Below are 20,842 nucleotides of genomic sequence, written 5' to 3' on the forward strand. Positions count from 1 at the left end.
GATCTCCCTCGTGAGTGGTAAGGCGGGTTAGAACCCGCCTTACCACTCACGAGGGCTTCGGGGGATCAGGCTGCGGCGGGGAACGTGCCCAGGGCGCGGTGGCCCGCGTCGGTCAGTTCGGCGGGTGCCCACTGGCCGGGGGCGACGAGCCGGGTGGCTCTGACCAGCCCGGCGCGGGCGAGGTCGTGGGCGGTGCTCTGGTCGCAGCACGGCAGCCCGTCCACGCGGAGGTCGGGTTCGCAGCTGCAGCGGAGCTCGGCGCGCCCGTCGGCGATCGCCTTGAGCATGGCGATCGCGCGGCGGCTCAGCGCGTTCGGGTCGGTGGACATCGGTCTGGCCTTTCGTGCGGCGGGGTTTCCGGCGGCGAGGGCTGCAGCTCGTCACCCAGGGATACGCGGCGAACACGAGCCCGGTTCACCACGATCACGCCGGTTGGCCCCTTGACACGGCGATAGGTCACCAAGCAGGCTCATTCATCGGATGAATCAGTTCTGCCAGCGACAGGTGCGTCTTCTGTGGGCGAGCTTTGTCGAAAATCCGCCATAGTCATCCGATCCCTGGAGGTTCAGTGTCGACCTTCCCCCGCCGTCAAGCCCTCGGCATCGCGTTGGGAGGTGCCGTCGCGCTCGGTGTGGCCGGCCACACCCCGGCGGGCGCCGCCGGCCCCGTCGACGCCGCCCCCGACCGCCCGGATACCCCGATCGTCCCGCCCCCGCCGCCCGTCCCGGTCGCCCTCGACCCCTGGTTCACCAACGATGGCATCGACAGCGCCTCGGCCACCGGCGGCGACTTCGACGGCTCCGGTTACACGTTCCCGGCCGAGCACGTTCCCGCCGGGCAGACCGTCACCGCCGGCGGTGTCCCGTTCCAGCTCGGGTCCGCGGCCGCCGGCGCGAAGAACAACATCGCCGCCACCGGGCAGCGGATCGACCTGCCGAAGGGCCGCTACTTCGTCGCCTACTTCCTGGTCGCGGCCAGCTACGGCGCGGCGGGCGGCCCGGCGACCGTGCACTACGCCGACGGCAGCACGAGCACCGGTTCCCTCTCCGGCCCCGACTGGTACACCGGCAGCGGGGCACTCGTCTCGCCGTTCCGCTACGCACCCGGCGGGGTCGTCGACGACAACCCGGTTTCGCTGGCCACCGGCCAGGTCTGGATCGACCCGGCGCGCGAAGCCGTCGCGCTGACCCTGCCGACCACGGCGAACCCGGCCCCGAACGTCTCCAGCCTGCACGTCTTCGCCCTCACCCTCCAGCCGGTCGCCGTGGGCCGCTCGGCGCTGGTCCTGGACGGCCGCTCGACGGCCAACCTGCTGGCCGACGGCGGCCCGCAGGCCGCCGAAGCGACCATCGTCAACGCCGGGACCGTCTGGCTCGGCGCGGGTGACCGGGTCAGCGTCACCGTCGACGTCCCCGGCGGCCGGACCACCGTGCCCGCGGCCATCCGCGCGCTGGCGCCGGGGGAGCAGGCGACGGTCCGGCTCGGCCTCGCCCCGAACGCGTCCGTGCCGCCCGGAACCACCACGAACGGCCAGATCCGCGTCACCGCCGGCCGCGGCACCCTCGCCACCCGGCAGGTGCCGATCACCCTCGGGATCCCGGACTTCCGGCCGACCGACGCGTCGCTCTCGACGCACCGCGCGCCCTACTGGTTCGACGACGCCAAGTTCGGCATCTTCATCCACTGGGGTGTGTACGCCGTGCCTGCGTGGGCGCCGGTGGGGCAGCAGTACGCGGAGTGGTACTGGCAGAACCAGCAGGACCCGAACGGCGCGACCTACGCCTACCACCGGCAGAAGTACGGCGAGAACTTCGCCTACGACGACTTCATCCCGCTGTTCACCGCGGCGAGGTTCGACCCGCGCAGCTGGCTGAACCTGATCGCGGACGCGGGCGCGGAATACTACGTCCTGACGTCCAAGCACCACGACGGCTTCGCGTTGTGGGACACCGAAGTCAGCGACCGCAACTCGGTCAAGCTCGGGCCGAAGCGCAACATCGTCGCCGAGCTGTTCGCGGCGTCGCGGAAGTACACCCCGCAGCTGCGCAACGGCCTGTACTTCTCGCTGCCGGAATGGTTCAACCCGGACAACCCGTGGATGGGCCACGCGCCGCGCAACCCCTACACCGGCGCTCCGCTGCCCTACACCGGCTACACCGCGGGCAAGGACTTCGTCCGCGACTACCAGGCACCGCAAGTGCTGGAGCTGGTCTCGGAGTTCGACCCCGACGTCCTGTGGTTCGACATCGGCGGCGTCAACGACACGCGGAGCACGATCACCGAGTACTTCAACCGCGCGAAGAACCGCAAGCGCCCCAAGGACGTCACCTACAACGACCGCGGCGGCATCCCGGACCACGACTTCACGACGCCGGAGTACACGACGTACCCGAACACCGTCGTGGCGAAGTGGGAGGCCAGCCGCGGCCTCGACCCGTTCTCCTACGGCTACAACCGCGCGACGCCCGACGAGAAGTACATGACCGCGGAGGAGGTCGTCCGGACGCTCGTCGACATCGTCGCCAAGAACGGCAACTTCCTGCTCGACATCGGCCCGGACTTCGACGGCACGATCCCGGACGTCATGCAGAAGCACCTGCGCGACGCGGGCGCGTGGCTGAAGGTCAACGGCGAAGCCATCTACGGCACCACGTACTGGTCGCGGATGGCCCAGCTCGGCGACCTGCGGTTCACGGTCAAGCAGAACGAGGCGTTCTACGTGCACTCGCTGACCGCACCGGGCACCCGCGTGGTGGTGGACGCGCCGGTGCCGATCCGCGCCGGCGACCGGGTGACGCTGCTCGGGTACCGCGGCTCGCTGCACTGGACGGTGGAGAACGGCTCGCTGGTGATCGACGTCCCGGCCGCGGCCCGGCGGGCGGGCCGTTACACCTGGGTGTTCAAGATCGCCTGGAGCTGACCGGCGGCCCATCCGGGCGGCCAGCTCCCCGGCCGGCGCGTCGGCGTTCTTCTTGACCGTCTCAGCCGGGCTCAGAAGTCGGCGTTCTTGCCGATGTACAGCTCCGCGAACGCCGCCGCGGCCGCGGGCGAACCGAGCAGGCGGCGCATCCGGGCTTCGGCGATGCGCGCCGCGAACGGGTTCTCGCCCGCGGCCGCGGTGTGGTGGAAGATGTCCGACAGCCACAGCGAAAACTCCTGGTACTGCCACACCAGCGGCAGGCACGCCGCGGAGTAGCCGGCCAGCGGCGCCGGGTCGCCCGCGTAGTGCGCCTGGACCGCGTCGGTCAGCAGGAACGCGTCGTGCAGGGCGAGGTTCATGCCCTTCGCCGCGATCGGGGCGACCAGGTGCGCCGACTCGCCCGCGAGGTGCAGCCGGCCGTGTGACATCGGCTCGACGACGTAGTTGTGCATGTCGAGGATCCGCTTCTCGAACAGCCTGCCTTCGATGATCTCGCCGCCGGGCACGGTGAGGCGCGCGTGCAGTTCCCGCCACACGCGCTCGTCGGACCAGTCCGCCTCGGTCTCGCCCGGCGCGGTCTGCAGGTAGAACCGCGTCACCTTGCGCGTGCGCGCCATGTGCGCGGCGAACCCGCGCGGGTGGATGCCGAACAGCACGCCGTCGGCCGACGGCGGTGCCTCCGCGAGCAGGGCCAGCCAGCCGATTCCGTAGTCGTGGTGGGCTTTCACCGTCGATTCCGCCGGCAGGTACCCCTGGCAGACACCGCGGGCGCCGTCGCAGCCGGCGACGAAGTCGCAGTCGATCCGGTGGTCCTCGCCGTCGGCACGGAACGTGACGGCGGGGGAGTCCGACGTGAGGTCGTGGAGTTCGACGTCCGAGACCTCGAAGACCGCTTCGCCGCCGGACCCGGTGTACTGGCCGATCAGATCGGTCACCAGAAGTTGTTGCGGGTAGACGAAATGCCGCTGCCCGGTGACGTCGCCGTAGCGGAAGACGTGCCGCCGCCCGGCGAACCGGAACTCGAACTTCTCGTGCTGCGGTGCCTTCGCGACGAGCTGTTCGCCGAGGCCCCGCCGTTCGAGCCCGCGGACCGCCCACTCCTCGATGAACCCGGCCCGCGGCCGTTGTTCGATGAACGCCCGGCTCTGCGCCTCCAGCAGCACGCACTCGATCCCCGCGCGCCGCAGGAGGTTCGCCACCGTGAGTCCGGCCGGGCCCGCCCCCACCACGGCCACCGCCGTGCGCCTCGCCACCATGGGCCCGAGGGTAGCGCGAACCGGACGAACCGCTCAGTAGTAACGCCGCAGCTGGGGCCAGGCTTCGGACCACGGCCGGGTCAGTGAGCACAGCGAGAGCACGACGCCGTTCTCGTCGTTGTCGACGCCTTCGGCGTTGTGGTGCTTGGCGACCGCGCGGCACCCGGTGATCAGCCGGGCCGCGGGCGAGCCCGGCCGGATCCGCCCGACGAGCAGCACCGGGCCGACCAGCCGGTCCGGCGGCGGACCCCAGTCCGCGTACGACATGTGCGGCGAGTACGGCTGCGGCAGCCCGAGCTCGGGACCGTACCGCTCGATGGCCCCCGCTTCGCCGTAGTTGCCGGCGAGGATCACCGCGGTGTCCCGTTCGCTGTCCGGGATCCGCTGCCACGCGCCCGCGACGGTGCCGGCGAAGCCCGGCCAGCCGACCTGCTCGCCCGGCTCCTTGTTCATCGCCAGCAGCGGGCCGTTCAGCGCCGTCGCCGGCACGACCGGCAGTCCGACGAGGACGGACACCGCCACGCACCCCGCGGCGGCCGTGCTGGTGAGTGCCCGCCGGACCGTCCCGCCCCGGCCCAGCCACCGGAGCGCCGGCTCCGCGCCCAGCGCCACCAGCGGCAGCAGCAGCGGCACCGAGTAGTACGGCTTCCCGCCGACGACCAAGAGCTCGACGCAGACGACCGGATACGCCACGGCCAGCGCGCGGGCCCAGCGCAGGCCGGGGTCGCGCCACGGCCGCACCAGCCCGGCGATCCACACCGGCACCAGGACCGGCGAGAGGAGGAGCAGCTGCATCGGCACGAACAGGAGGCGGTTCTCCGCGCCGTCGTCCTCGCTGATCCCGCCGGCCACGGTGAGCATCGGCCAGCCGTGCGCCGCCTGCCAGAGCACCACCGGAGCGGCCAGGACGGCGGCGATCCCGACGCCGGCCGCGAGCCACCAGGTCCGCAGCACCCGGCGCGGCCCGGCCACGGCCACGCCGATGCCGAGCCCGGACAACAGGAGCAGGACGAGCCACTTGTTCGCCAGGCCGAGCCCGGCGGCGGCGCCGACGGCGAGCCACCAGCGGCCGTCGCCGGTGCGCAGCAACCGCAGGCCGAAGAGCGCGATCAGCGACCACAGCAGCACGTCCGCGGAGTTGGTCGCCAGCATGTGCGAGACGACCAGGACGTAGGACGACAACGCGGTCGCGAGCGCGGTGAACAGCTGGACACCGCGGCCGCCGCCGAACTCGCGGGCGATCAGCGCGACGACCACGACCGTCGCCATGCCGAGCAGGGCCGCGACCACCCGCAGTCCGCTCGGGGTCTCACCGAACACCGCCGTCGACGCGCGGGCGAGCCACGGCGTGATCGGCGGGTTGTCGACGTACCCCCAGTCCGGCCGTCGGCCCGCGGCGACGAAGTACAGCTCGTCGCGGTGGAAGCCGTAGCGGCCGGACAGCGCCGTCAGTACGACGGCTTGCCCGGCAACGACAATCCCGACCGGTAGCGCGGCGAACCGCGGTGGCGCCCCCATGACGATCTCCCCTCGGCTGCCGGGATCGTACGCGGTCGATCAGGCCGCCGGGAGCGCTCCGAGAAATTCGCCGCCCGCGTCGGCGACCAGTTCGGCCAGGGTCTGGGCGCGGCGCAGCGGGACGAACTCGACGTCACCGCGCGGGGACACAATGAATCCGTGCACCGCCGGGCGCGGCAGCGTGTTGTACGCGTAGTGCGCGCCGAAGTAGTACGCGCCGGTGTCGTGCGCGACGACGAGGTCGCCCGGGTCCAGCAGCGGCAGCGGCCGTTCGCGGGCGAGGAGGTCGCCGGCGAAACACAGGGGACCGGCGATGTCCTGCGGCACCTCGGGTCCGGTCTTCGGCGCGCCGGTGGCGTCGAACGCGCCGATCCGCAGCGGCCAGTGGTCCGGCTGGAGCACCGTGCGCGCCGCCACCTGGCCGCCCGCGTGCGTCACGGCGATGGGCCGCCCGCCCGCGACCTTCGTGTACTCCACCGTGCTGACGAGGAAGCCGCTCTTGGCCAGCAGGGACCGGCCGAACTCGGTGACGAGCGCGTAGCGCCCTTCGGCCAAGGCGGGGACGCGGGACAGCAGCGGCGCGACGTAGCCTGCGAAGCCGGGCCCGGGCTCGTCGGAGGTGAAGTCCACTGGCAGCCCGCCGCCGATATCGAGGCTGGTCACCTGCCGGTACCCGGCTTCGGCGTTGATCTCCTCGGCGAGTTCGTGCACCGCGGCGACCCCGTCGGCCATCAGCTCCGGCGGGCAGCCCTGCGAGCCGACGTGGACGTGCAGCCGGGTCAGCCACGGCCGTCGCGCGAAGGCTTCGCGCAGCAGGGCGCGGTTTCCGTTGTCACGCAACGGGATGCCGAACTTCGACGCCGCCGTGGCGGTGCTCGTGTCACCGATCCGGCCGGCCCCGACCTGCGGGTTGATCCGCAGGCCCAGCACCGACCGCGGCGGTGTCCCGCCGATCAGCGCGTCGAGCCGGGCGAGCTCCTGGAAGTTGTCGGCGTTGACCGCGGTGCCTTCGGCCAGGGCGTGCGCGAGCTCCGCGGTCGTCTTGGCGGGGGAGTCGAGCACCAGCCGCGGGCCGCGCAGGCCGGCGGCTTCCGCGACCGCCGTCTCACCCGGGCTCGCGACCTCGGCGTCGATCCCGAGGTCGCCGAGGAACCGCAGGAGCGGTGCCAGGCCGCACGCCTTGGCGGCGACCGTGTGCTGGACGCGCCCGAGCGGGGCGAACGCCTTCGTCAGGTCTTCCACGGCCTCGCGGACGGTGGCGAGGTCGACGAACCCGGCCATCGGGGCGGCGAGCCCCCGGTCCGCCGCGGCGGCCAGTGCGAGCAGCTTGCGGTCGGTGCGGGTCAGGGGCGCGCTGGTCGTGGTCACGGATCCAGGACAACAGCGGGCCGGGCGGCGAGTCCAAGACTTCGTCCCGATGAGGTGATAGGAACGCCCTATAATCGCTGGGTGGACCTGCGCCGATGGCACTACTTCGCCGTGCTCGCCGAGGAGATGCACTTCACCAAGGCGGCCGCCCGGCTGTTCGTGTCCCAGCCGTCGCTGAGCCAGCAGATCCGCGCTTTCGAGGCGGACCTGGGTGTCGCGCTGCTCGACCGCACGGGCCCGCGCTTCGCGCTGACCGAGGCCGGCCGCGTGGCCGCTGTCGAGGCGCGTGACCTGCTCGACCGGCTGGACCGGGCCCGCGGCGCGATCACCGCGGCCGGCCGGGGCGACGCCGGTCGCCTGCGGATCGCCTACACGCGGTCGGCGCCGGGCCCACTGGCCGGCGACCTGGTCGCGGCCTACCGCGAGCGGTACCCGGACGTCGAACTCGCCCTCGAGACGGGCTGGACGAGCCTGAACCTGGCCCGGCTGGCGGCGGGCGAGATCGACGTCGGCTTCGTGCGGCCCCCGGTCACCGCCCCGGACGTCGAGGTCGCCGTGGTCGGGTCGGAGGAGGTCCTGCTCGTGGTGCCGTCGGGCCACGCGCTCGCGCGGCGCCGGGGCCGGGTGCGGCGGGCCGCCATCGCGGCCGAGCCGGTGGTGTTCTGGCCGCGCGAGAACGGCCCCGGCCAGTACGACGCGATCAGCGGCCAGGTCTGGCCGGGCGGGCTGCCGCCGATCGTCCGCGAGGAACCGGAGGACGAGCAGCTGATGCGCGCGGTGGCCGAAGGCGCGGGTCTCGCGGCGGTCCCGGAACACCGGGCCCGCGCCCTGCGGCGCCGCGGCGTGGTGCTGCGCAGGCTCGAAGACCCGCCCCCGAGGATCGACCTGGGCCTGGCCTGGCGGGCCGGCTCGGCATCCCCGGTGGTGCGGGCCTTCGTGGACCTCGCCGCCCGGCGGAGCAGGTCTGCGGGAGGGTGAGCGCGTCGGCGTCTTCGTCGCGGGCTAGTCCAGGCCGAGGGCCGAGCGCACCGCGGTGACCACGTCCGGGTGGCCGAGCGGCAGCGGCGGCGGCACCCGGTCGTCCGGGTTCTCGCTGCTCGAGGCCACGACCCGCACCTCCGTGCCCGCCTCGCGCAGCTTGGCCACCACGTCGTCGTGCTCGGCCAGCCAGGCGTCGTTGGCCGCCGAGGCGTCGCCGGAGGCGAGGAACGCGTCCGAGGCCGGGTCGACCAGCAGCAGGTGCTTCGCCGCGCCCGGATGGCGCTCGACCAGCTGCAGTGCCTCCGCCACGAACGGACCGCTCGCCACCACGGCGATCTCCGGATCGCCGGGACCGGCGTCGCCGACGAGGTCGTCGGCTTCGGTCAGGGCACCGCCGGCGGGCACCCGGCACCAGAACACGGCGCGTTTCTCCGTCAGCGGCCGCCAGGTCGCCGGCAGCTCGTCGTGCTTGGCGGCGCCCGCCGGGTCCAGGACGATCACCTTGGGACCAGACGGATCCCCGGCGGTCACCACGGACGGGCCTTCGGAGCGGACGGGGTCGGGTTCGGCGGACATGCGCAGTTCCTTTCAGCGACGGGGGAGTTCCGGGCTGTCCGTGTCGAGCGGCACGGCGCCGGAGCGGACGAGTCCCAATTGGACGGTCTGGCGGCCGGTCAGCGCCTCCAGGACCCAGTCGGCGGCCGTGCGCACGCGGTTGCCCGGCATCGCCATCAGGTGGTAGCCGCGCGTGACCGCCTTGGCCGGCCGCCCGGACAGCGGGATGTGGAGCGGGTTCGCCGCGGCGGCACCGGCCCCGAGGTCGACGACGAAGCCGAGGTCGTGGTGCCGGTAGGTGCCGCGGCGGCCGTACCCGAGCGACGCGGCCACGTTGCGTCCGGCGAGCCTGCCCTGCCGCTCGGCGTGCTGGGCGGTCATCGCGGTGTACTGGCCGGGGCGGGTGAGGTCGGGCACCGCGGCCGCGTCGCCGCAGGCGAACACGTCGTCGCGGCCCGGCACGTTCAGCTGCTCGGTGACCACGAGCCTGCCCTTGGCCGTCTCGAGCCCGAGGCCGGCCACCAGCGGGTCCGGCCGCACGCCGACGCACCACACGAGGGTGCGGGTCGGCACGGCGTCGCCGTTCGTCAGCGTGACGCCCTTGGCGTCGGCGTGGTCGACCGAGGTCTTCATCAGCACTTCGACGCCCCGGGCACGCAGCACCTCGTCGGCCGTCCGGCCGAGCCGCCCGTCGAGCTCCGGCAGCACCCGCTCGGCGACGTCGAGCAGCAGCCAGCGGATCTTCTGCCCGGCCAGCTCGGGGTGGCGCGCGGCGAGCGCCGCGGTGAACGCGGGCCCCTGCGCGGCGACCTCGGTCCCGGTGTAGCCGGCGCCGACCACCACGAACGTGCAGCGGGCGTCGCGTTCGGCCGGGTCGTCGGCCGCGGCGGCCAGTTCGATCTGCCGCGTGATGTGGTCGCGCAGGTAGAGCGCTTCCGGCACGCCGCGGAACCCGTGGGCGTATTCCGGGACGCCGGGAATCGGCAACAGCTTGTTGACGCTGCCCGCGGCCAGCACCAGCCGGTCGTACCCGATCCGGTGCTCGTTGTCCTCGGGGTCGGTGTAGGTGACGTGGCGGGAATCGAAGTCCACCCCGGTCGCCACACCGAGAACCAGGCGCACTCCGCGCAGCGTTTCCGGGAGGGAAACCGCGACCCGCCGCGGGTCCAGGATCCCGGCCGCCACTTCGGGCAGCAACGGCAGGTAGAGGAAGTAATCCGTGGGGTTCAGCACGACGACTTCGACGTCTTCCCCGGCTTCCTTCCGCAGGCTTTTCGCCGCGTGGTATCCGGCGAAACCACCGCCGACGATCACGACACGCATGGATCTCCTTCCGGGGTGCCGATATCCGTCCCGAACGGATTACCCGAGGTGGGAGCGGGGAAACCCGCGGGGTTGACCTCTCGGCACAGGGGCGTACGGTCAGGGGTGTTGGCTGTTGTTCAGACACGTGCTCCGGTCAGCGCCCCCGCACCGCTGAGAAAGGGAGCGCCATGTACGACTGTTTCCGCACGATCTACGAACCGTCCGGCCTCACCGTCACCACGACCGAACGACCGGGCGGGATCACCGTGCTCACCCTGGTCGGCGACATCGACGCCGCCACGGTCGGCACCTTCGACGAAGCCCTCGCCACCGGCGGGCGGCTGGTCGTCGACCTGACCCGGGTCGCCTTCCTGAGCTGCGCCGGAGTCCGGTCGCTGCTGCGGGCGAACGCCCGCACCGAGCTCGTCGTCGTGCTCGGCGGCCACGCGGTCACCCGTTCGCTGGAAGCCACCGGTGCCGACGTGGTGCTGAAGATCCACCCCGGTGTCGGGCCCGCGCTCGTCGGCCTGGCCGCCGAGCCGGGCCGGGAGGCGTGACCGCGTCGCAGCCACCCCTCCCGCCGTCCACAGTGGACCACCACACCGGGTGCGGTCAGTCGTCGCCCGGCCAGTCGCCGGTCGCCTTGCGGTAACCGACGGCGCCGGCGCGTTCGGTGGCGGCCTTGACGGCACCGAAGATCGCCCCCTGCACCGCCGCCGCGATGACCACCTGACGCCAGGTGTAGTCGCGGTCGGTGGCGTCGGGGGCGTCGTCCTCGCCCGCCACGCGGCTCCAGACCTGCTTGAACACCTGACCGGCCAGGATGCCGCCCAGGGCACCCACCACCCAGCTCAGCGGCTTGTAGAGCGTCTTGTTCACGAGTTCCTCCGGCGCAGGATCAGTCGGATCAGGATCAGCAGGCCCAGCACGCCGGCGAAGACCGGCACCGGGTTGGCCCGGACGGCGTCGGCGCCCTGGCGGAACTTGACCGCGGTCGGCTCGTTCGTCACGTCGGCGACCTTCGCGGTCGCCTGGTCGAGTTTCTCGTCGACGTTCTCCTTGACCCTGGCCTTCACGTCGAGCTTCTGCCCGAGCGCGGCCAGGGTTTCGGTGAGCTCTTCCCGGGTGGCGTCCCGGTCGAGCCGCGCCTCCTCGGCGTTCTTCGGGAAGTCCCCGCTCATGACCGCACTCCCTGCTTCACGGTGTCCACGTCTTCGCGGACGCCGCTGATCGCCTCTTCGGGCACCGGCGGCACCCCCTGCGTCACTTCCTTCTTGCCGACCACCGCCGCGATCCCGGCGACGACGAACAGCGCGACCGCGACGATCACCGCGGCCAGCCAGCCGGGCACGCCAGCGCGAGCGCCAGCACCGCGGCCGCGACCAGCGTGCCGGCGCCGAGGAACGCGAACAGCCCCGCCGCGCCGAACAACCCGGCGCCGAGGCCCATCTTCTTGCCCTTGCGCTGCAGTTCGAAGACCGCGAGCCGCATCTCGTCACGGACGAGCCGCTTCACCTCGTCGGTCAGGTCCGTCACCAGCTCGCCGACCGAACGGTCGGAAGCCGGTTTCTTGTTCACCTCTTCGATCACCGAACACCTCCTTGCCTGGCCGCCGTGTACCCGCCGCGGGTGGCGGTCAATCGCGCCGGGTTTGACGGCCACTGCACCGGGTAGCCGATTTGCACCGACCATCGACGAGGAGGAGTGCATGAGCACGATCACCGAAATCGTGGACGTGGAAGTCCCCGTTTCGACCGCGTACAACCAGTGGACGCAGTTCGAGGAATTCCCGAAGTTCATGGAAGGCGTCGAAGAAATCCGCCAGGTGGACGCCACCCACACCCACTGGGTGACGCGGTTCGGTGGCGTGACGCGCGAATTCGACGCGACGATCACCGAGCAGCACCCCGACGAGCGGGTCGCCTGGACCTCGGACTCCGGGCCGGACCACGCCGGGGTCATCACCTTCCACCGGCTGGACGACACGCGCACCCGGGTGACCGCGCAGATGGACATCGACCCGGAGGGCTTCGCCGAGAACGTCGCCGACAAGCTCGGCGTGCTCGACCGCCGGGTGAAGGGCGACCTCAAGCGGTTCAAGGAGTTCATCGAGCAGCGCGGCCGGGAGACCGGCGGCTGGCGCGGTGACGTGGACCGCCCGGGGCGGTAACCCACGCGTCACCCGTACGGGATGAGTGGTCGCGGCGGGGCGGGGAACACCCGCCCCGCCGCGTTTTCGCGTCCGGGCACCTCCACCGCGTGACGGGGGCGTTTCCCTGCGCGACCTGCCGGGTATCCCCCCGGCAAGGTCCCCCAGGAAGGAGCGTCCGGCATGACCACGAACGCGTACCTGTCGTTCCTCGCGATCGGCGTTGCGCTGGTCCTGATAGACGGGCAGATCATCTACCGCAGCGGCCGCCGTTACCTGGAGAACTCCTACGGCGATCCGGCGGCGGGCGCCTCGATGACCCGCCTGGTCACGGTGCTGTTCCACCTCGCGACGCTGGGGGTGCTGGCGCTCATCTCGACCATCGACATGGGCGACAGCGACCTGCCCGGCGTGGTCGGGCGGATCGGCGTCCTGCTGCTGATCCTCGCCCTGGCCCACGCGATCACCCTCGGTGTGCTGGCCCGCATCCGCGGTGAGCAGGAGGTCGAGGCGGTCGTGCAGCGCGGTCCCCGGCCGCGGGTGGAGGCGGAGCAGCAGGGCACCACGGTCACCCCGGTACCGGGTCAGGACGGCCGGTACCCGGCCGCCAGCCCGTCGCTGGAGAACCGGTCCCCGTACACGGCCCCGTAACGGCAGCACACCGGGAGCGCCACTTTCACGGGAAAGTGGCGCTCCCGGCGTGTCAGGCCTCGGAAGCCGGCAGATCCACCTCGGTGTGCCGGGAGGCGAGCGTCCGGGCCAGATCGGCGAGCTTGACGTTGAGGTCCTGGGACGCGCGGCGCAGCACGTCGAAGGCCTCCTCGGCGCTGATGCCGCGGCGCTGCATCAGGATGCCTTTCGCCTGGCCGATGACGTCGCGGCTGTCCACCGCCCGGCGCAGGTGCGCCGACTCCAGCTGGGCCGCGGCCACGGCCTGGGTCTGGGCCAGCGCCAGAGACGCGTGCGTCGCCAGCAGCAACGCGACGTCGACCGCGTGTGCGTCGAACGCGCCCGGCGTGCGCGAGTAGATGTTCAGCGCGCCGGACAGCCGGGGCGGCCGCGCGTCCGGGAGCAGGGCGGAGGCCAGCACCGAGTGGTAGCCGTGGCGAGCGGCGGCCGGTCCGAACACCGGCCAGCGCGGGTCCCGCTTCAGGTCCTGCGACCAGCCGACGGCCGGGCCGTCGGGGCGGGCCGATTCCACGCAGGGACCTTCGCCGTGGTCGTACTGCACCTGGTCGAGCCGTTCGGCGACCGGGTCGGTTTCGACCGGGGTGTGGAAGGTGCCGTCGGCGTCGCGCAGCGTGACGCTGACCAGATCGGCGTCCGGCACGAGCGCGGCCGCCGCGCCGACGACGAGCTTGAGCACCCCGCCTGCGGTCGGCGACACGTCGAGCAGGGTCCGCGTGAGCTCGGCGAACTGCCGCGACAGCGGGCCCGGCGCCGGCGCACCGTCCTGCCCGAACCAGGCCCGGTCCCGGGCCCACTCCTCTTCGCCGACGCTCATGGTGCTCGCTGTCCTTCCGGATCGGGATGGCCGAAAAGCCCATTCAACCCGATACCGAGGCGCCCAGGGCGGCACGGGCCCGGTCGACGAAGCCCGGTCCCGGCCACAGCTGGTCGGCCTGCGGCACCCGGTCGGCGAGGTCGGGGTGCGGCAGCGTCGCCGCCGCCTCCCGGGCTTCGAGGACCTCTCTGCCCAGTTCGGCCTGCTCCTCGGCCGAGCGGCTGCGCCGGATCTCGCGCAGGGCCGCGGGTCCCTCCTCGCGGACGTGCCGCCGGACGGCGCGGATCAGGCCGCCCAGCAGGCGCTCGAACCGCGTCTCCTGCGGTCCCGCACCCTCGAGCTGCCGCATCAGGCCGTCCGCTTCGGCGAGGTCGCCGTCGCCGTCGAGGTAGGGCTCTTCGGCGACGGAGTGCCGGACCAGCGCCGCGATGAGGTGATCGGCGAGGTCCTTGCGGTTCTCCGGGCTGCCCTGGCCGAGCTCGAGCTCGGTGCAGAGCCGGTCGAGTTCGCGGTGGTCGCCGGTGAGGACGGTCGTCAGGTCGGTTGCGGGCTGGTTGCCGTTCATGCACTCTCCTGGTCCGGGTTCGCGTTCGCAGAAGGGGATACCCGCTGGCCCGGCGCCGAATCCCGTGTCGGCCGCGCGCCGGCGGGGTATCCATCAGGACGAACCGGACCCAGGGAGGACGAACCATGGCAGCGCCGTCCGCGGTGACCGAGCGCGAACGCAAGTACGAGATCGTCGCGGGCAGCGGCGTGCCCCGCCTGGTCGGCGTCGGCGGCGTCGAAACCCAGGACGACCCGGTGGAGCACGTCCTGGACGCGTCGTACTACGACACCGAGACGTTCCGCCTGGCCCGCAGCGGCATCACGCTGCGGCGGCGCGTCGGCGGCCCGGACGCCGGCTGGCACCTGAAGCTCCCGGTGTCGGCCGACGAACGGCAGGAACTGCAGCTGCCGCTGGCCGGCGACCCGCACAAGGTGCCCGGCAGGCTCCGGCGCCTGGTGCGGGCGTACACGCTGGGGGAGAAGCTGGTGCCGATCGCGCACCTGCGCACCGACCGCTTCGCCCACCGGCTCGCGGGCCCGGACGGCCGCACCATCGCGATCCTCACCGACGACCACGTGACCGGCGAAGCGGGCGGCGCGACCGCCCGGCTCGACGAGTGGCGGGAGCTGGAACTCGAGCTGGACCCCGCGGCCGAGCCGGGACTGCTCGAGGAGTTCGACCGCGCGCTGACCGACGCCGGCGCGTCTCCGTCGCCGTGGCCGTCCAAACTGCGCCGCCTCATCGGCGACCGCGTCCCGGCCCCGCCCCGGCTCGGCAAGAAGCCGTCCGCGGGCGACGTCGTGCTGACGGCCCTGCACGAGCACTACGGCCGGTTGCGCCGGGCGGACGTCGGCGTGCGGTTGGATGCCGATGATGCGGTGCACCAGATGCGTGTCGCGATCCGGAAGCTGCGGAGCACGCTGCGCACTTTCGGGTCGGTGGTCGACAAGAAGGCGACGGGGTCGCTCGTGGGCGAGCTCCAGTGGCTCGGCCGTCAGCTGTCGCCGTTTCGGGACACCGAGGTCGCCGAGGAGCGCCTCGGGGAGCAGCTCGACGACTTGCCTTCGGAACTGGTGTTCGGGCCGTTGCGGCAGTTCCTCACCCGGCACTTCGCGCGTGAGGCCGAGGAAGGGCGGACTCGGGCGCTGGCCGCGTTGACCGGGAAGCGGTACCTGGAGCTGGTGCGCGCGCTGGACCGCTTGCTCGAGGAACCGCCGCTGACCGCTGCGGGGCGGAAGTCCGCGAAGGCCGGTCTGCGGAAGCCGCTGCGGAAGGCGGCCAAGAAGCTGGCTCGTGCTGAGGCGGCTTCGCGGGGGCTCAGTGGGGAGGACCTGGGGACGGCTTTGCACGATGTCCGGAAGAAGGCGAAGCGGGCTCGGTATGCCGCTGATGCCGTGAAGCCGGTGTACGGGAAGAAGCTGCGGACGTGGCGGAAGAATGTGAAAGCGGTTCAGGTGACGCTGGGGGAGCATCAGGACACCGTTGTGGGGCGGGATGTTCTGCGGCAGCTTGCCATCTCCGGGCATGGTGAGGGGCAGAACACCTTCACCTTCGGGTTGCTTTATGGGCGGGATGGTGAGCGGGCTGGGAAGCTGCGGGAGAGGTTCGGGCGGGAGTGGCGGGTGCTGCGGAAGGGGGATCGGCCCGGGTGGCTGAGGTGAGGTTTGAGCCCCTGCCGGGCTCAGCCCTGCCGGGGTGAGTCCGCCGGGCCGGTTCTGTGGGTTTGAGGCCGCCGGTTTGAGCGCTGCCGGAATTAGTTCTGCCGGATTTCCCCCGCCGGCCGAACGCCGGATTGTTCAGCGGCCGCCAGGCCGTGTCAAGGCGGGAAAGCGTGCCTTGACACGACCTGGCGGCCGCTGAGGCGGCTGCGTATCGGGTCGGCAGGGGAGGTGTGGCCGCAAGCGGGCTGGGCTCTGGCCGGGGCGGGCGCAGTGTCGCGAATGAGTCATGGGGGACCTCGGCGTCCCGAACGAATCATTCGCGACCTCAAAGCCGCGGCGAGCGAACCGGGCTCAGACCTCGCCGGTGAGTTTGCCGCGCAGCTGCTCCAGGGTCTGCGACAGCAGCCTGGACACGTGCATCTGGGAAATGCCCACGCGGTCGGCGATCTGGGTCTGGGTCAAGCCGCCGAAGAAGCGCATTACCAGGATTGCCCGCTCGCGCTTGGGGAGTTCCTGCAGCAGTGGCTGGAGGGCCTCGTGGTTCTCCACCATGGCCATCTCGTGGTCCGGCTCCCCCATGGTGTCCGCCAGGGACAGTGCCTCGGCGTCGTCGTGGACCGGCTTGTCCACCGAGAGTGCCTGGTACGCATTGCCCGCCAGAAGACCTTCGCGCACCTCCTCGACGTCGAGGTTCAGGTGCTCCGCCAGCTCGGTCGGGGTCGGGGCGCGGCCGAGGCGCTGGGAGAGCACCGCCGACCCCTGGCTCAGGGACAGGTGCAGCTCCTTGAGCCGGCGGGGGACGCGGACCGACCAGCCCGTGTCGCGGAAGTGGCGGCGGACCTCGCCCATGATGGTCGGCACCGCGAAGGACAGGAAGTCGTGGCCCCGGGTGGGGTCGAACCGGTCGACCGCGTTGATCAGGCCGATCCGCGCCACCTGGACCAGGTCCTCGCGGGGCTCGCCGCGGCCGGAGAAGCGGGTGGCGATGTGCTCGGCCAGGGGGAGCAGCTCGGTGACGAGTTTGCTCCGGACGACCTCCCGCCGCGGGTCGCCGGCGTCGAGGGTGCCCAGCTCCTCGAACAGCGGCTCGCAGTGGGCATATTCGTCCGGGCGGTGGAGGAGGGTTTTCCGTTCGGCGCTCACGCGCTCGTTCCCGGGTTGAGCACCAGTTCGATCGTGACGATGCCCGCACCCCCACCGGGCAGCGCATCGCAGTGGGCCGTCACCGACCGGCTGAGGGTGGTCAGGACGTGCCAGCCGAACGTGCGGTCGCTCGGCGGCCGGGGGTCACTCGACCGGGTCGAAACGATGACGTGCAGGCCGTCGGGGGCCAGGCGGAAGCGGCACTGCAGCTGCGAGCCGAGCTCGGCCAGCTGGACCAGCTGCGCGCACGCCTCGTCGACCGCCATCTTGGCGTCGGCGATGGCGTCCAGACCGAAGTCCGCGCGCGAGACCACGCCGTGCGTGAGCATCCGGACCAGCGGGATCTGCTCCGCCATCGCGGGGAGCCGCAGCTCGACGAGTTCGTCGAGCAGCTCGTCGACGGTCGGCTTGCCGCCGAACGAGCTGTCGCTTCGAGTTTCTTCCATGCGGGAGGTACTACCCATCCGGTGTAATGCTGACACTTCGTGATCAGGGATTTCGGGTAAGGTCACCGGCCCAGCGCCCGTTCGAGTTCCTTCTTGGTCATCTTGGAGCGGCCATCGATGTTCTTCTTCTTCGCTTCGTTGTAGAGCTGGTCCTTCGTGGGGCCGCCCGGGCCCTTCCGGTTGCCGGACCGCTCACCACCGCGCTGCTGCGGCGACTTGTCCTTCAGCGACGTCTTGCTGGCCTGCCGGGACTCACCCGATTGGGCGCGGTTCTTGTTCACCGTCCGGGCCGCGATCTCCTTGGCCCGCTTCGTGCTCGCACCGCGGTCCTCGGCCGAGTCCTTGATGTGCTCGTACTGGCGTTCGCGCTTGCCGCTCCACGACTGAGGCATGCCCGCTCCCTTCGTCTCGCGGGGTGGGTACCCGCTTGATCGCCGGGTAAACGTCCCGATCGTAGCGGTTACCAGCCGCGGAGCAGGGGTACGCGGAGAGCCGATCGAGAGGAGGGACCGATGCGGATCGGCTACACCCTGATGACCGAGCAGGCAGGCCCGGACGACCTGGTCCGGTTCGCCGCCGGTGCGGAACGGGCCGGCTTCGACTTCGAGGTCATGAGCGACCACTACTCGCCCTGGCTGGACGAACAGGGGCACGCGCCCTACGCCTGGGCCGTGCTGGGCGCGGTCACCCAGGTGACCGAGCGCGCCGAGCTGATGACCTACGTGACCTGCCCGACCATGCGTTACCACCCGGCCGTGGTGGCGCAGAAGGCGGCGACCGTGCAGATGCTCTCCGGCGGCCGGTTCACCCTCGGCCTCGGTGCGGGCGAAAACCTCAACGAGCACGTCATCGGCCGCGGCTGGCCGCCGGCCAACGTCCGGCACGAAATGCTCGCCGAGGCCGTGGACATCATCGGCAGCCTGTTCGGCGGCGGCTACGTCGACTACGAGGGCAAGCACTTCCGCGTCGACTCGGCGAAGCTGTGGGACCTGCCCGAGAAGCGGACGCCGATCGGGGTCGCGGTGTCCGGTTCGCAGTCGGTCCGGCGGTTCGCCCCGGTGGCGGACGTGATGATCGCGGTCGAGCCGAAGGTGGAGCTGTCCCAGGAGTGGGACGCGACGAAGCTGGGTGGCGCGCCGAGCCGCAAGGTCGGGCAGCTGCCCGTCTCGTGGGGCACCGACCGTGACGCCGCGGTGAAGCGCGCGCACGAGCAGTTCCGCTGGTTCGCCGGCGGCTGGAAGGTCAACGCCGAACTCCCGGGGCCCGCCGGGTTCGCCGGTGCGACGCAGTTCGTCCGCGAGGAAGACGTCGCCGGCTCGATCCCCTGCGGCCCGGACGTCGAACCGATCGCCGAGGCGGTGCAGGAGTTCGAGAAGGCGGGCTTCACCGACGTGGCGCTGGTCCAGATCGGCGGTGACCAGCAGGACGGCTTCCTCGACTTCGCCGAAAAGGAACTGCTCCCCGCCCTCCGGGGTTAGGGGGCACGCCGGGTCAGGCCGGCGCGGGGGCGGGCCGCTGGTCGGCCAGCGCCAGGCGCCGGTCGGCCCCGGTCACCTGCAGAGCCCGGCGGACCATCGGGTTCGTCCCGGTGACCACCAGCAGCTCGGTGCCCGCCTGGCCGGCCTGCAGCGCCGCGTGCAGCAGCACCCGGACGCCCGCCACGCCGAGGAAGTCCACTTCGGACAGGTCGACGACCAGCCGTTCCGGCGTCGCCCACAGGCGGTCGGAAAGCAGCGTGGCCAGATCGCCCGCCGTCGCGCTGTCGAGGTCGCCGCGCGCGGTCACCAGGACCGCGTGCGGGGCGGGCCACGCCGTGCGCAGCCGGAGGCCGGGATGCCGGGGCCGTGGGATGTTCATGCCGGTTCGCCACCGTTCGTGGGTGCGGCGCGGCCGCAGCGCCGCGCTCTGGGGGTCGAAGCGGCTGCTGGTTGAACCGTGCTACCGAGCCTAACCCTGCGCCCACGGCCCGCAACCGTCGTTGCTCCGAACGGGGGTGCGCCGCGCCGCGGCGGTGACCGCTCGTGCCCGGCCTGATCGGGATGCAGTAATCTCGCGCTGGACCCGTTAAAGCGCTAGCGGCCCACTAGTGGCGCGTGCCCGGGTCCCCCCTGGTTGAGAGCGCCCTGTTCGAAGAAGGAGGGGCGTCACCAGGATGACGGGCGGCCATGAGCAGCTCACCGCGCGGCTGGACGAAGTCACGCTCGCGATGGAGTCGCTGACCGCGATGCTGGACAGCGAGCTCGACCTCGGCCAGATGCTCCAGGCGGTGTGCGATCACGTCGTGCAGGTGGTGCCGGGGGCCGACATGGCCAGCATCACGCTGGTGCGCGACGGGGTCCCGGAGACGGTGGCCAGCACCGACCAGCGGGCGGTGAACTTCGACCGCGAGCAGTACCGGATCGGGGACGGGCCCTGCCTGCGCGCCGCCGAGACGGGCCAGCCGGTTCGCGTGGGCGTCGGCGCGGTCGGCGACCTGTGGCCGCAGTTCGTCACGTCGGCCGAGCAGCTGGGCGTGGCCAGTTTCCTCGCCGCACCGCTGACGGTGGACGAGGACATGTCGGGGGCGGTGAACCTCTTCGGGTTCGGCGAGCACGGGTTCAGCGAGCTGGGCACCAAGATCCTCGAGCTGTACACGGCGACCGTGGTCTTCGGCCTGCGCAGCGCGCGGCGCTACTTCGCGGCCCGTGAACTGGTCGACCAGCTCAACCGTGCGCTGGAGACCCGCGCGGTGATCGACCAGGCCAAGGGGATCCTGATGGCCGCCCACCGGATCACGGCGGAGGAAGCCTTCCAGCGCCTGGTGAAACGTTCACAGGACGGCAACCGGAAGCTCCACGAGGTGGCGGCGGAGTTCGTGGCGGCGGTGGCGACGACCACAGCCTGACCCACCCCGCCCCGGCGTGAGCTAACCGGCCGGGACCTCGTCCGGCGGTGCCCCGGACTCGACCGGCGCCGGGTCCGGGCGCTGCTTGCCGCGCTGGCACGTCGTGCAGACCAGGGTGCGGCCCAGCACCGTGCCGTCGTCGGCGACGACCTGGGCCACGTGCATCGTCGGGAAGCCGCAGACCTCGCAGGGCAGTGAGCCGTCTTCGCGGCTGATGCGGATCTGGGTGCCCATGCGGCCTCCTGCTGTGACGTGGGTCTCACCACCTTGCCCGTGTCCGGGGCCAGGACCGGCCGAATTCACTCGTTCGGCCTAGTCGTCGCGGATCTTCGGTGACGTCCGTGTCGCCTGCGGTGATCCTGGGTAATCCGCCCGCGCACGGGATTGCCGGAGGGAGCGAACATGCGAGACAAGCGCAACGATCTGCGGCCGGTGGCGGACCTCCTCGTCGACGGCGCCGACTCGCCGGAGCTGGAACGCACGCGCCGCAGGGCCGCACTGGCCGTGGCCGCGCGGGCCAAGGACCCCGAGGACTGCGCGCGGCTGCTGGACATGCTGGGGCTGCACCGGAGCGGTCAGCGCAGCAGCGACGTCGCCTGAGACCG

Annotated in this window: 24 protein-coding genes and 1 pseudogene; 9 read left to right on the forward strand and 16 right to left on the reverse strand. The window is 72.1% G+C overall.

Annotated features, from left to right (window positions below):
* Window positions 1-65: 65 nt before the first annotated feature.
* Complete coding sequence (locus tag IE317_RS28645) at window positions 66-329, reverse strand: hypothetical protein (protein ID WP_191314457.1); 264 nt, start codon at window positions 327-329, stop codon at window positions 66-68.
* A gap of 239 nt (window positions 330-568) precedes the next feature.
* Between IE317_RS28645 and IE317_RS28650 the strand changes: the two genes are divergently transcribed.
* Window positions 569-2,920, forward strand: coding sequence for an alpha-L-fucosidase (locus IE317_RS28650; RefSeq protein WP_191314458.1), 2,352 nt, complete (start codon window positions 569-571; stop codon window positions 2,918-2,920).
* 71 nt (window positions 2,921-2,991) lie between these two features.
* On the opposite strand, the gene IE317_RS28655 is transcribed toward IE317_RS28650, so the two are convergent.
* The 3 genes from IE317_RS28655 to IE317_RS28665 are packed head-to-tail and all read right to left on the reverse strand — an operon-like array spanning window position 2,992 to window position 7,062.
* On the reverse strand, window positions 2,992-4,176 hold the full coding sequence (locus tag IE317_RS28655) for a 4-hydroxybenzoate 3-monooxygenase (protein WP_191314459.1): 1,185 nt from the start codon (window positions 4,174-4,176) through the stop codon (window positions 2,992-2,994).
* A 33-nt stretch (window positions 4,177-4,209) separates the two neighbouring features.
* A complete protein-coding gene (locus tag IE317_RS28660) occupies window positions 4,210-5,694 on the reverse strand; it encodes an ArnT family glycosyltransferase (RefSeq protein ID WP_191314460.1) in 1,485 nt (494 codons plus the stop codon).
* Window positions 5,695-5,733: 39 nt separating this feature from the next.
* Window positions 5,734-7,062 carry a diaminopimelate decarboxylase gene (locus IE317_RS28665; RefSeq protein WP_191314461.1) on the reverse strand — a complete coding sequence of 443 codons (1,329 nt, stop codon included), beginning with the start codon at window positions 7,060-7,062 and terminating at the stop codon, window positions 5,734-5,736.
* 81 nt (window positions 7,063-7,143) lie between these two features.
* Between IE317_RS28665 and IE317_RS28670 the strand changes: the two genes are divergently transcribed.
* Window positions 7,144-8,040, forward strand: coding sequence for a LysR family transcriptional regulator (locus IE317_RS28670; protein ID WP_191314462.1), 897 nt, complete (start codon window positions 7,144-7,146; stop codon window positions 8,038-8,040).
* A gap of 24 nt (window positions 8,041-8,064) precedes the next feature.
* Here IE317_RS28670 and IE317_RS28675 read toward each other — a convergent pair whose 3' ends face one another.
* Together IE317_RS28675 and IE317_RS28680 are read right to left on the reverse strand one after the other, a co-directional pair.
* The gene (locus tag IE317_RS28675) at window positions 8,065-8,619 is read right to left on the reverse strand and encodes a hypothetical protein (RefSeq protein ID WP_191314463.1); all 555 of its coding nucleotides are present in this window, start codon (window positions 8,617-8,619) and stop codon (window positions 8,065-8,067) included.
* Between the two features lie 12 nt (window positions 8,620-8,631).
* The gene (locus IE317_RS28680) at window positions 8,632-9,921 is read right to left on the reverse strand and encodes an NAD(P)/FAD-dependent oxidoreductase (protein ID WP_191314464.1); all 1,290 of its coding nucleotides are present in this window, start codon (window positions 9,919-9,921) and stop codon (window positions 8,632-8,634) included.
* A 170-nt stretch (window positions 9,922-10,091) separates the two neighbouring features.
* Here IE317_RS28680 and IE317_RS28685 point away from each other — a divergent pair, with 170 nt between their 5' ends.
* A complete protein-coding gene (locus IE317_RS28685) occupies window positions 10,092-10,460 on the forward strand; it encodes an STAS domain-containing protein (RefSeq protein WP_191314465.1) in 369 nt (122 codons plus the stop codon).
* Window positions 10,461-10,515: 55 nt separating this feature from the next.
* On the opposite strand, the gene IE317_RS28690 is transcribed toward IE317_RS28685, so the two are convergent.
* From IE317_RS28690 to IE317_RS28700, 3 genes and pseudogenes are all read right to left on the reverse strand, one after another.
* Window positions 10,516-10,782 (reverse strand): DUF4235 domain-containing protein, encoded by a 267-nt coding sequence (locus tag IE317_RS28690; protein ID WP_191314466.1) that lies wholly within the window; start codon window positions 10,780-10,782, stop codon window positions 10,516-10,518.
* Window positions 10,779-11,084 (reverse strand): DUF3618 domain-containing protein, encoded by a 306-nt coding sequence (locus tag IE317_RS28695; protein WP_191314467.1) that lies wholly within the window; start codon window positions 11,082-11,084, stop codon window positions 10,779-10,781. The genes IE317_RS28690 and IE317_RS28695 overlap by 4 nt, the downstream gene beginning before the upstream one ends.
* A pseudogene (locus IE317_RS28700) lies at window positions 11,081-11,703 on the reverse strand (phage holin family protein). Before IE317_RS28700 ends, IE317_RS28695 begins: the two are co-directional and overlap by 4 nt.
* Between IE317_RS28700 and IE317_RS28705 the strand changes: the two are divergent.
* Window positions 11,612-12,073 carry an SRPBCC family protein gene (locus tag IE317_RS28705; protein ID WP_191314468.1) on the forward strand — a complete coding sequence of 154 codons (462 nt, stop codon included), beginning with the start codon at window positions 11,612-11,614 and terminating at the stop codon, window positions 12,071-12,073. The pseudogene IE317_RS28700 and the gene IE317_RS28705 overlap by 92 nt on opposite strands.
* 162 nt (window positions 12,074-12,235) lie before the next feature.
* Window positions 12,236-12,703 carry a hypothetical protein gene (locus IE317_RS28710; protein ID WP_191314469.1) on the forward strand — a complete coding sequence of 156 codons (468 nt, stop codon included), beginning with the start codon at window positions 12,236-12,238 and terminating at the stop codon, window positions 12,701-12,703.
* A 52-nt stretch (window positions 12,704-12,755) separates the two neighbouring features.
* Here IE317_RS28710 and IE317_RS28715 read toward each other — a convergent pair whose 3' ends face one another.
* Window positions 12,756-13,556, reverse strand: a complete 801-nt coding sequence (locus IE317_RS28715) for a GAF and ANTAR domain-containing protein (protein ID WP_191314470.1) — start codon at window positions 13,554-13,556, stop codon at window positions 12,756-12,758.
* Between the two features lie 43 nt (window positions 13,557-13,599).
* On the reverse strand, window positions 13,600-14,121 hold the full coding sequence (locus IE317_RS28720) for a hemerythrin domain-containing protein (RefSeq protein WP_191314471.1): 522 nt from the start codon (window positions 14,119-14,121) through the stop codon (window positions 13,600-13,602).
* A gap of 125 nt (window positions 14,122-14,246) precedes the next feature.
* Between IE317_RS28720 and IE317_RS28725 the strand changes: the two genes are divergently transcribed.
* Window positions 14,247-15,764 (forward strand): CYTH and CHAD domain-containing protein, encoded by a 1,518-nt coding sequence (locus IE317_RS28725; protein WP_191314472.1) that lies wholly within the window; start codon window positions 14,247-14,249, stop codon window positions 15,762-15,764.
* A 351-nt stretch (window positions 15,765-16,115) separates the two neighbouring features.
* Here the strand turns inward: IE317_RS28725 and IE317_RS28730 are convergent, their stop codons facing one another.
* The 3 genes from IE317_RS28730 to IE317_RS28740 form a co-directional block, all read right to left on the reverse strand.
* Window positions 16,116-16,907 (reverse strand): SigB/SigF/SigG family RNA polymerase sigma factor, encoded by a 792-nt coding sequence (locus tag IE317_RS28730; RefSeq protein WP_191314473.1) that lies wholly within the window; start codon window positions 16,905-16,907, stop codon window positions 16,116-16,118.
* Window positions 16,904-17,353 (reverse strand): ATP-binding protein, encoded by a 450-nt coding sequence (locus IE317_RS28735; RefSeq protein ID WP_086844481.1) that lies wholly within the window; start codon window positions 17,351-17,353, stop codon window positions 16,904-16,906. Before IE317_RS28735 ends, IE317_RS28730 begins: the two co-directional genes overlap by 4 nt.
* Before the next feature lie 62 nt (window positions 17,354-17,415).
* Entirely contained in the window at window positions 17,416-17,745 is a 330-nt protein-coding gene (locus tag IE317_RS28740; protein ID WP_191314474.1) for a plasmid stabilization protein, read from the reverse strand.
* Between the two features lie 120 nt (window positions 17,746-17,865).
* Between IE317_RS28740 and IE317_RS28745 the strand changes: the two genes are divergently transcribed.
* Window positions 17,866-18,831 (forward strand): LLM class F420-dependent oxidoreductase, encoded by a 966-nt coding sequence (locus IE317_RS28745; protein ID WP_191314475.1) that lies wholly within the window; start codon window positions 17,866-17,868, stop codon window positions 18,829-18,831.
* A 13-nt stretch (window positions 18,832-18,844) separates the two neighbouring features.
* Here the strand turns inward: IE317_RS28745 and IE317_RS28750 are convergent, their stop codons facing one another.
* A complete protein-coding gene (locus IE317_RS28750) occupies window positions 18,845-19,210 on the reverse strand; it encodes an STAS domain-containing protein (protein WP_191314476.1) in 366 nt (121 codons plus the stop codon).
* 295 nt (window positions 19,211-19,505) lie between these two features.
* On the opposite strand from IE317_RS28750, the gene IE317_RS28755 reads away from it, so the two are divergent.
* Window positions 19,506-20,237, forward strand: a complete 732-nt coding sequence (locus IE317_RS28755; protein ID WP_191314477.1) for an ANTAR domain-containing response regulator — start codon at window positions 19,506-19,508, stop codon at window positions 20,235-20,237.
* A 21-nt stretch (window positions 20,238-20,258) separates the two neighbouring features.
* Here IE317_RS28755 and IE317_RS28760 read toward each other — a convergent pair whose 3' ends face one another.
* The gene (locus tag IE317_RS28760; protein WP_191314478.1) at window positions 20,259-20,471 is read right to left on the reverse strand and encodes a hypothetical protein; all 213 of its coding nucleotides are present in this window, start codon (window positions 20,469-20,471) and stop codon (window positions 20,259-20,261) included.
* Between the two features lie 168 nt (window positions 20,472-20,639).
* Between IE317_RS28760 and IE317_RS28765 the strand changes: the two genes are divergently transcribed.
* Window positions 20,640-20,837: a hypothetical protein gene (locus IE317_RS28765; RefSeq protein ID WP_191314479.1), complete on the forward strand. Its 198-nt coding sequence runs from the start codon at window positions 20,640-20,642 to the stop codon at window positions 20,835-20,837.
* Window positions 20,838-20,842 lie beyond the last annotated feature (5 nt).

It is taken from the genome of Amycolatopsis bullii, from assembly GCF_014654205.1.
GTDB classification, from domain to species: Bacteria; Actinomycetota; Actinomycetes; order Mycobacteriales; family Pseudonocardiaceae; genus Amycolatopsis; species Amycolatopsis plumensis.

Bases quoted from the DNA above. Each gene is read 5' to 3' on its own strand.
- IE317_RS28645 (WP_191314457.1), bottom strand. From the start codon at position 329: ATGTCCACCGACCCGAACGCGCTGAGCCGCCGCGCGATCGCCATGCTC.
- IE317_RS28655 (WP_191314459.1), bottom strand. From the start codon at position 4,176: ATGGTGGCGAGGCGCACGGCGGTGGCCGTGGTGGGGGCGGGCCCGGCC.
- IE317_RS28660 (WP_191314460.1), bottom strand. From the start codon at position 5,694: ATGGGGGCGCCACCGCGGTTCGCCGCGCTACCGGTCGGGATTGTCGTT.
- IE317_RS28675 (WP_191314463.1), bottom strand. From the start codon at position 8,619: ATGTCCGCCGAACCCGACCCCGTCCGCTCCGAAGGCCCGTCCGTGGTG.
- IE317_RS28680 (WP_191314464.1), bottom strand. From the start codon at position 9,921: ATGCGTGTCGTGATCGTCGGCGGTGGTTTCGCCGGATACCACGCGGCG.
- IE317_RS28685 (WP_191314465.1), top strand. From the start codon at position 10,092: ATGTACGACTGTTTCCGCACGATCTACGAACCGTCCGGCCTCACCGTC.
- IE317_RS28695 (WP_191314467.1), bottom strand. From the start codon at position 11,084: ATGAGCGGGGACTTCCCGAAGAACGCCGAGGAGGCGCGGCTCGACCGG.
- IE317_RS28705 (WP_191314468.1), top strand. From the start codon at position 11,612: ATGAGCACGATCACCGAAATCGTGGACGTGGAAGTCCCCGTTTCGACC.
- IE317_RS28710 (WP_191314469.1), top strand. From the start codon at position 12,236: ATGACCACGAACGCGTACCTGTCGTTCCTCGCGATCGGCGTTGCGCTG.
- IE317_RS28715 (WP_191314470.1), bottom strand. From the start codon at position 13,556: ATGAGCGTCGGCGAAGAGGAGTGGGCCCGGGACCGGGCCTGGTTCGGG.
- IE317_RS28720 (WP_191314471.1), bottom strand. From the start codon at position 14,121: ATGAACGGCAACCAGCCCGCAACCGACCTGACGACCGTCCTCACCGGC.
- IE317_RS28725 (WP_191314472.1), top strand. From the start codon at position 14,247: ATGGCAGCGCCGTCCGCGGTGACCGAGCGCGAACGCAAGTACGAGATC.
- IE317_RS28735 (WP_086844481.1), bottom strand. From the start codon at position 17,353: ATGGAAGAAACTCGAAGCGACAGCTCGTTCGGCGGCAAGCCGACCGTC.
- IE317_RS28740 (WP_191314474.1), bottom strand. From the start codon at position 17,745: ATGCCTCAGTCGTGGAGCGGCAAGCGCGAACGCCAGTACGAGCACATC.
- IE317_RS28745 (WP_191314475.1), top strand. From the start codon at position 17,866: ATGCGGATCGGCTACACCCTGATGACCGAGCAGGCAGGCCCGGACGAC.
- IE317_RS28750 (WP_191314476.1), bottom strand. From the start codon at position 19,210: ATGAACATCCCACGGCCCCGGCATCCCGGCCTCCGGCTGCGCACGGCG.
- IE317_RS28755 (WP_191314477.1), top strand. From the start codon at position 19,506: ATGACGGGCGGCCATGAGCAGCTCACCGCGCGGCTGGACGAAGTCACG.
- IE317_RS28760 (WP_191314478.1), bottom strand. From the start codon at position 20,471: ATGGGCACCCAGATCCGCATCAGCCGCGAAGACGGCTCACTGCCCTGC.
- IE317_RS28765 (WP_191314479.1), top strand. From the start codon at position 20,640: ATGCGAGACAAGCGCAACGATCTGCGGCCGGTGGCGGACCTCCTCGTC.